Genomic DNA, 7,246 nt, shown 5'->3' with positions numbered 1-7,246 from the left:
ATCAGGGCCAGAATATACAAAGCACTCGGAAGCTGGGCCAATGTCCCAGGCATACTATGGGGCATGACTTACGACCCCAGCAGGACAACCCTTGAGGATGCGTGGCTAAATGTAGGAAAACATCGACGCCTATTCTTGAATAATCTCAACAGATGGAGAAGAAGACACAAGCTCACGAAGCTGAAATGTCTATCAGTCATAGAGGTACAGAAGCAGACAGGATACCCCCACGTTCATGTAGTATTCCCGAACCTTCACTGGCTTGCACCAAAAGATATCGCTCAGGATTGCTGGGGCCAAGGGCTATGCTTTTATATCAAAAGGGATCAGTTCAGCCCAACAGCCTATATCTGCAAGTACATAACCAAACTTGAAGGGTGGGATGATGTTTCGCTTTCACGCATCTGGAAAAACAGGACTCGTCTTTATTCTATGAGTAGAGACTATCGTTTACCCCAATTTACAGAGAAACGAGTACCGGAGTGGGTGTTTCTCACAACCATGCTTGACCGTGATCTTCAAATCAGACACCCAGCACTATATCCACACCTTGAACCTACGAACATGAATTGGAATAAGGGGGATTTATGGAACTAGACGGAAAAACCCACAAATGCGTCTGTCCAAAATGCGGGTGTATCGGATCGGTGATCCTTCAAAAGAGCCACACGGATGAATATCTCGACACTTATCACGGGTATCTTCGCGTGATCTGCAATGAATGTCTGCCAGACGTAGGCCACTTTCTCAAAGGACGATCCAGTACCCAACCCAGCGAGCTTACAGAGGATGAGTACTACAAGAGAAAAGATATGCTGAAATCCCTTCTGCAGCCCTTTGAATTAAGCCGTGAACCACCCCCTGACTCAATCTCAGAACGCCATCTTGCAAGCAGAGACAGCCGGAGAGTACCAGGAACCTACCGCACCTATATTTTGCCTCTCATGTCCCTAGAAACTATTCGAGAACTTGAGCTTGATTATCCCTACGACCCGCTGGCTATACTGGAATTGCCCCATCTTAGACCAGACGACGACAAGGCCAGACAATATACCCTTAAACGCCGATACAATATTGAAACGCACCGCTTTGAGGACAGGCACAAGACGCCCTCCTCGGAGGATCCGCCGCTTCGCGGACGGATCAACCGCCCGAGCAGGGACGAGCGCGAAGCCCGAAGACTCCAAGACCTACCCTAAACGCCAGGTCAGACCGCCCGCTAAGGTAGTGTCAACATACTGTGGCTGGCTTGTTTAGTACGTCAAGGGAAGCTGCTGATCTACACTATCATTTGCTGATATCCTTCACAAATCATAGTGTGATCGCAGGCCGATGAAGTCACTACGGTCACCCGACACGACGAACAAGCCCCCGAACATACGAGACAAGAGTAAACGTGGGCTTGTTATCGTGGCTGGTGTGACCGCAAGGAAAATGTGACCTCATCGCTCTTGACTTCCCTCTCATCGCCCGCCCCAGCAGATTAGTACTTCACTATTCAGGAACGCCAGGATACGACGCCCACGCCAACCGATAAGACGACGATAACCGCAGCCCATCATGGAGTCAAGAGTCGAGATGAACGAATGGCTACGCCTTCGCTCTTGACACCTGATGGTCTGCCGGAAGGATTCCAGGTATCGGTTGGCTTAAGCCTGACCGAAGGCGGGAGAATAAAGAAGGAGGCAAACAATGAATAAAGACCACCAGGACGACAACCCAACTTTCAACAGACAATCCATGTTTACCCCAGAGGGGAAAATCACATCCAGGCCGTCCAGGCTGACAGAGAAGCCCAACCTGGAGCGACAGGCCGCCTTCGACGACTTCTACGAGACCATAAAGAAGGCAGACGCTTGGTTGCGAAGCATCAGCTAATAACCACCAGGACAGGGAGGCTTAAACCAGCCTCCCTCGTTTGGGGCAAGGTAGGACTCCATTTCTATCTGACCCAGATAGAAATTCCTCTTCATCTTCTACCTCAACCCCAGGCAAACATTTTTCTCACTAATCTACTCTACCTACAAGACATCAGGCTAAAGGACGCCCGATGCCCACACAACATTGACATGATACCTTGCTCTTGATATCGTTGGAACCGACCATTCCCCAGGTAATATCCTGAATCCCGTTTACCCTAATCGAAAGCGCACAGATGAAAGGAAGTCAAGAAATGAATGCTGCTATCTATTGCCGAGTCAGCACGGAAGGCCAGGAGCAAGACGGGACAAGTCTGCAAACTCAACTTGAAGCCTGCCTGAAGTATTGCCAGAGAAAAGGTGATGAGGTGGCTTGCAGGTTCAGTGAGGCATGGTCTGGACTATCCCTTGAAAGGCCAAGACTGGCCGAGTTAAGGGAAGTTGTGAGATCAGAAACGATAGATTCATTGGTTGTTTATAGCTTAGACCGCTTCTCCCGTGACCCTGTGCATGGGGTGATACTCATGCAGGAATTAGACAAGCACGGTGTTTTGCTTGAGGCTGCCACCGAGAGTGTTGACAATTCGGAAGTTGGCAAGCTGGTTTTCTACATCAAAGGCTATGCTGCCAAACTTGACGCAGAACGACGCCGGGATGCTACCGGGCGCGGCAAGCAGGCCATGTTGAAAAGCGGGAGGCTTCCACAAGGGACTGGCATCGGCATATATGGCTACAAGTGGGATAAGGAATCCAAGAAGCGGATACCGCTTGAGCACGAGAGCAAGGTTGTTCAGCATATGTTCCAGATGGTGGCTGATGGTGACAGTTGCTTCAAGGTAGCGCGGACTCTCAATGAAGCCTCAGTAGCATCGAAGTCGGGTAAGAAATGGCAAGCACGTGTCGTGAGCTACATACTGCGCAATTCAGCCTATTGTGGGCTTACGTATTTCGGGCAAACTGCGGGTGGACATGGGAAGCGAACGAGTACACCCCGTGAATCATGGACACTCCTTGCAGATGCGACGCCTGCCATCATCAGCAAGGAATTGTTTGATCGCGTACAGGGCAACTTGGCAAAGTCTAAGGAGTTGCATACCGGAAAGGCCAAGCACGAGTACCCGTTGACTGGGTTTGCCGTATGTGCTCATTGTGGAAGCCCTCTGGTGGGAAGCTGTCTCAGGGGCAACTATCGCTACTACCATTGCCGGGGGACATATCCCACTGCCTCAAGAGAAAAGATATGTGATGCCCGGTACATCAAGGCCGATTGGCTTGAGGGCGTGGTTTGGGAGAAGGTTAAGAGTGTTCTGAGTACACCTGAAGTCTTGCTTGCTGAAATACGAAAGCAGACTGACAGAGAACAAGCCCAATTCTCAACAGGCGCCGTGGAACAGGAGATCAGGGATCTCAACCGTAGAATGAAGCGGTATACGGGGCAAGAGCGCAGATTGATGAAGGTTTTGAGGCTGGGAGTCGCCACCTCTGATATTGTTCTTGACGAACTGAATCAGATGAAAAGGGAGCGGGAATCCGATGAGAAGAGGCTGGCCAGCCTCTTCCACACGAAAGAGAACCTGGCCAAGATGATTGATATGGAGGCCAGTCTCAAAGAGCTATGCGCCCGTGTTATCCCAGACCTGGACAACTGCTCGAATCAGGACAAGAAAGATGCCTACACGTACCTTGCCTTGCAGATCAAGGCTACACCTGAAGGCGCCGACATCAAGGGTTTCCTCGACCCGTGCGTACTCACCACTGGACAAACATGGGCATTATTATGTGGACATAATTGTCTGAACCTACGGGCCGGATAACTCCTGGGCTTGAAGGAGTGGTGGTTTCCAGGGCTACCTGACCCTCGTGGAGAACACTGAGCACATCTATGAGGTATTTGCCGTTGAAGGCAATCTTAGCGGCTTCGCCTGCCACCTGGGCATCAATCTCTCCGACGTTATCCCCAACCTGTTCTGAGCGAGCAGAGATGCTCATCCTTCCCTGTTTGGACTCTGCACTCGGGTTTATCTGCAGGCGCACAATGCCGTTGCCATCCCGGGCAAATATAGAGGCAGTCTTTGTGGCTCTGAGGAATTCTGGAGTGGTCACTACCGATCGGCTGCTGGAGCTTTGGGGAATGAGTTGCCTGTAGTTGGGGAAGGTGCCTTGTATTAACTGGGACATCATTTCTATATCCTTCAGCCGGAAGAGCACTTGGCTCTTACTGGGACTGACAGCTATCTCTACCAGTTCCTCTTGATCGGCCAGAAGACGGTTTATCTCTATGAGGGAACGCCCCGGAATGATAATTTCTACCCTTTCTGCTACTGGGTTAGCCAGAGGAGCCTTGTGAACTGCCAACCTGAAGCCGTCGGCGGCGGCCAGGGTAAGGCTATCACCTTCAAACTCAGCGCAGACACCTGTAAGTACTGGTCGGGTATCCTCGGAGGCGGTGGCAAATACGACCTGGTTAATTGCCATGCGAAGAGCCTCTGGCTCGATTTGATAACTTGTCCCATCGCCAATTTTGGGGATAGGGGGGAAATCCTCAGCATCTATCCCACTGATACGGGCTTCAAACCTGGCGCACTTTAGCTCCAGGGTGTGGTGGGCTAGGTTGAGATCAATTTTATCGCTTGGGAGAGAGTTGACGAATTCATTAAGAAGCCTTGCTGGCACGGTAATAGCACCCTCTTCTTCCACCATAGCACCGATCCAGCAACTGATGGCAATCTCGAGATTGGTGGCAGTAAGCCTGAGACGGGACTGTTCTGTAGCCAGAAGTACGTTGTTGGTAATGGGCAGAGTCGTCCTCGCAGCCACTGCTCTGCCGACTATGCCCAGTCCTTTACTAAAGTTCTCTTGAAGACAGGATAACTTCATATCGCCCCCCCCTTAGGATACAAATACGAATACAACTTCGAAACCGTGCTAAGTATACACTGCCCGTCCCTGATTCGACAAGAGGATGATCTCGTCATAGCGGCGCGTTGACAGTGGGTGATCCGATTGTGTTAAGCTGTTGCTATTCATATGAGAGGGCTTGTTCAGATTTTCACTGGAGATGGCAAAGGCAAGACTTCAGCGGCGTTGGGGGTGGCCATCCGTGCGCTGGGGCATGGTTTGCGGGTTCACATTACCTCGTTCATGAAAGGAGATTATCCTTATGGCGAACAGCAGATCATGGCTCTCTCGCCTAATATAAGCCTGGCCAGGTTTGGACACCGGGATTTTGTTGATCCGGCGAATGTGAGACCGGAGGAGAAAGAACAAGCAGGGCAGGCCTTGGATGATGCCCGGAGGGCTGTCCTTAGCGGTGACTATGACTTAGTAGTGCTGGACGAGGTCAACATTGCTGCGGCCTGGAATCTGGTGGATGTGAGGGATGTGGTTGAGTTGATCAAGCAGAAACCGGACAACGTAGAGCTTATCCTCACCGGGCGGTATGCTGATGAGAGGCTTATTGAAATTGCGGATTTGGTAACAGAGATGAAGGAAATCAAGCATCCCTATAAGAGGGGAGTACCAAGCAGAGCAGGAATTGACTATTGAAGAGCACATGGAAGGGTGGTCAGGTGAGGTTGTCCCTAATCTCGGGGGTATGATATACTCCCTCCAGCGGAAACAGACAGATTACCTGCGGCGACACGGTCCTTTTGAACCCCATCGCCTTCCTCTTGAGGAGATGGAATATACCACTATGCCACAGGTGATGAAAAAGCTAGAGAAAAGAATTGTGAACCTTTGAGCCCCAAACTACTTCTGGCTACTAGGAACCCTGGCAAGTTACGGGAGTATTCCCTTCTTTTTCAGAATGCTCCTTTCCAGTTGACCACTCTGGATGAAGAAGGTATAGACTTGGAAGTGGAGGAGAAGGGGCGTACTTTGCAGGAGAACGCAGAGCTCAAAGCGGCTGGTTATGCTATTGATAGCCGATTCCTTGTTGTAGCAGATGATTCTGGGCTTGAAGTGGATGCATTGGAGGGGGGGCCGGGACCGCTTTCTGCTCGATATGCTGGTGAAGGTGCTTCCGATAGAGAAAGGATTATGCTTTTGTTATCCCGTCTTCAGGGGGTGCCTTGGGAGAAGCGCCTGGCTCACTTCAGGTGTGTCATAGCCATCGGCTCCACTCCAAAGATAGTTGGGCTATGCGAAGGCAAGTGCTCGGGTATCATCAGTTTTGAACTCAGGGGTAACCAGGGCTTTGGCTATGACCCAATATTCTATCTTCCAGAACTGGGTAGGACTATGGCTGAACTGTCATTAGATGAGAAGAATCGGGTGAGTCATAGAGGGGAAGCCGCCCGAAAGGCGCTTCAGGTTTTGGAGCGTATATGGCAGGAGACCAGGCGATGAGTGGCATCTCCGATTCCTTCCAGCGTCCTATCAGTTATCTGCGTATTTCTGTTACGGACCGCTGCAACCTGCGCTGCATATACTGTATGCCCCCCGAAGGCGTTCCCTTGATGCCCCGCACTGAGATTCTCAGTTATGAAGAGATTTTAATGGTGGTTCGAGTGGCGGCGGGGATGGGTATTAGCAAGGTGAGGATCAGTGGTGGAGAACCATTGGTTAGGGTGGATTTGGTGAGTCTGATAAGGATGCTCTCGCAAATCAAAGGTATTGATGATATTTCCTTGACTACAAATGGGGTGTTGCTGAAATACCATGCTGGTGAGCTTAAAGAGGCAGGAATGCAACGAGTAAATGTCAGCCTTGATACGCTGAGGAGGGAAAGGTTCAAGCAGATCACGGGCTATGACAAACTATCTGACGTCTTAGATGGTATCGAAGAAGCCCGCAAGGTCAAGCTGGACCCGGTGAAGATAAATATGGTGGTTATGCGAGGCACAAATGATGATGAGATTGTTGACTTTGCCTTGCTCAGCAGAGAAGGTTGGAACGTACGCTTCATTGAACTGATGCCGCTCCTGAATAATGAGGGGGGGCATCCGGAGTTTGTATCTGCAAAAGAGATGTGGAGCATCATTACCGCCTCTTTGGGCGAGTTGAAATCATGCTCCCCGCCTGTAGGTAATGGGCCGGCCAGTTACTATCAGTTGCCTGGAGCAGTAGGCACCATTGGGTTTATTACCCCTGTTAGCAGTCATTTTTGCTTTAGATGCAATCGGCTTAGACTTACGGCCGATGGCAGACTGCTTCCTTGTCTCTTGGCCGACGAAGAGATAGACCTGCGGTCTCCTCTGCGAAAGGGGGCTTCTTCTGAAGAAATAAGACGCTTGATTCTGCAAGCGATAGTCTCCAAGCCAGAAGGTCATCGGGTGGAACAGGGGATTGTCCCGAGAAGATCAATGACTCAGGTGGGGGGGTGA

The 7,246-nt window shown here is 50.7% G+C and carries 8 protein-coding genes and 1 pseudogene; 8 read left to right on the top strand and 1 reads right to left on the bottom strand.

Annotation, left to right across the window (positions count from 1 at the left end):
* From NTZ04_00480 to NTZ04_00465, 4 genes are all read left to right on the top strand, one after another.
* The coding region (locus NTZ04_00480; GenBank protein ID MCX5990804.1) for a hypothetical protein at nt 1-597 on the top strand (597 nt) is incomplete at its 5' end.
* Nucleotides 588-1,199, top strand: a complete 612-nt coding sequence (locus NTZ04_00475) for a hypothetical protein (GenBank protein ID MCX5990803.1) — start codon at nt 588-590, stop codon at nt 1,197-1,199. The genes NTZ04_00480 and NTZ04_00475, both read left to right, overlap by 10 nt.
* 493 nt (nt 1,200-1,692) lie before the next feature.
* Nucleotides 1,693-1,878, top strand: a complete 186-nt coding sequence (locus tag NTZ04_00470; protein ID MCX5990802.1) for a hypothetical protein — start codon at nt 1,693-1,695, stop codon at nt 1,876-1,878.
* A gap of 295 nt (nt 1,879-2,173) precedes the next feature.
* Nucleotides 2,174-3,733 (top strand): recombinase family protein, encoded by a 1,560-nt coding sequence (locus NTZ04_00465; GenBank protein ID MCX5990801.1) that lies wholly within the window; start codon nt 2,174-2,176, stop codon nt 3,731-3,733.
* Here the strand turns inward: NTZ04_00465 and dnaN are convergent.
* On the bottom strand, nt 3,669-4,796 hold the full coding sequence (dnaN, locus tag NTZ04_00460; GenBank protein MCX5990800.1) for a DNA polymerase III subunit beta: 1,128 nt from the start codon (nt 4,794-4,796) through the stop codon (nt 3,669-3,671). The two genes, NTZ04_00465 and dnaN, sit on opposite strands and share 65 nt — an antisense overlap.
* Nucleotides 4,797-4,946: 150 nt before the next feature.
* Between dnaN and cobO the strand changes: the two genes are divergently transcribed.
* The 4 genes and pseudogenes from cobO to moaA all read left to right on the top strand — a co-directional run bounded on the left by cobO (nt 4,947) and on the right by moaA (nt 7,246).
* The gene (gene cobO, locus NTZ04_00455) at nt 4,947-5,465 is read left to right on the top strand and encodes a cob(I)yrinic acid a,c-diamide adenosyltransferase (GenBank protein ID MCX5990799.1); all 519 of its coding nucleotides are present in this window, start codon (nt 4,947-4,949) and stop codon (nt 5,463-5,465) included.
* Nucleotides 5,466-5,544: 79 nt separating this feature from the next.
* A pseudogene (locus NTZ04_00450) lies at nt 5,545-5,661 on the top strand (fructose 1,6-bisphosphatase).
* On the top strand, nt 5,658-6,269 hold the full coding sequence (gene rdgB / locus NTZ04_00445) for an RdgB/HAM1 family non-canonical purine NTP pyrophosphatase (protein ID MCX5990798.1): 612 nt from the start codon (nt 5,658-5,660) through the stop codon (nt 6,267-6,269). Before NTZ04_00450 ends, rdgB begins: the two are co-directional and overlap by 4 nt.
* 5 nt (nt 6,270-6,274) lie before the next feature.
* Nucleotides 6,275-7,246 (top strand): GTP 3',8-cyclase MoaA, encoded by a 972-nt coding sequence (gene moaA, locus NTZ04_00440; protein ID MCX5990797.1) that lies wholly within the window; start codon nt 6,275-6,277, stop codon nt 7,244-7,246.

The sequence above is a fragment of the Chloroflexota bacterium genome (assembly GCA_026389585.1).
Classification (GTDB): Bacteria; Chloroflexota; Dehalococcoidia; order UBA2247; family RBG-13-53-26; genus JAPLHP01.
This window is presented reverse-complemented; position numbering and strand designations above follow the sequence as displayed.

Bases quoted from the DNA above. Each gene is read 5' to 3' on its own strand.
- NTZ04_00475 (MCX5990803.1), top strand. From the start codon at position 588: ATGGAACTAGACGGAAAAACCCACAAATGCGTCTGTCCAAAATGCGGG.
- NTZ04_00470 (MCX5990802.1), top strand. From the start codon at position 1,693: ATGAATAAAGACCACCAGGACGACAACCCAACTTTCAACAGACAATCC.
- NTZ04_00465 (MCX5990801.1), top strand. From the start codon at position 2,174: ATGAATGCTGCTATCTATTGCCGAGTCAGCACGGAAGGCCAGGAGCAA.
- dnaN (MCX5990800.1), bottom strand. From the start codon at position 4,796: ATGAAGTTATCCTGTCTTCAAGAGAACTTTAGTAAAGGACTGGGCATA.
- cobO (MCX5990799.1), top strand. From the start codon at position 4,947: ATGAGAGGGCTTGTTCAGATTTTCACTGGAGATGGCAAAGGCAAGACT.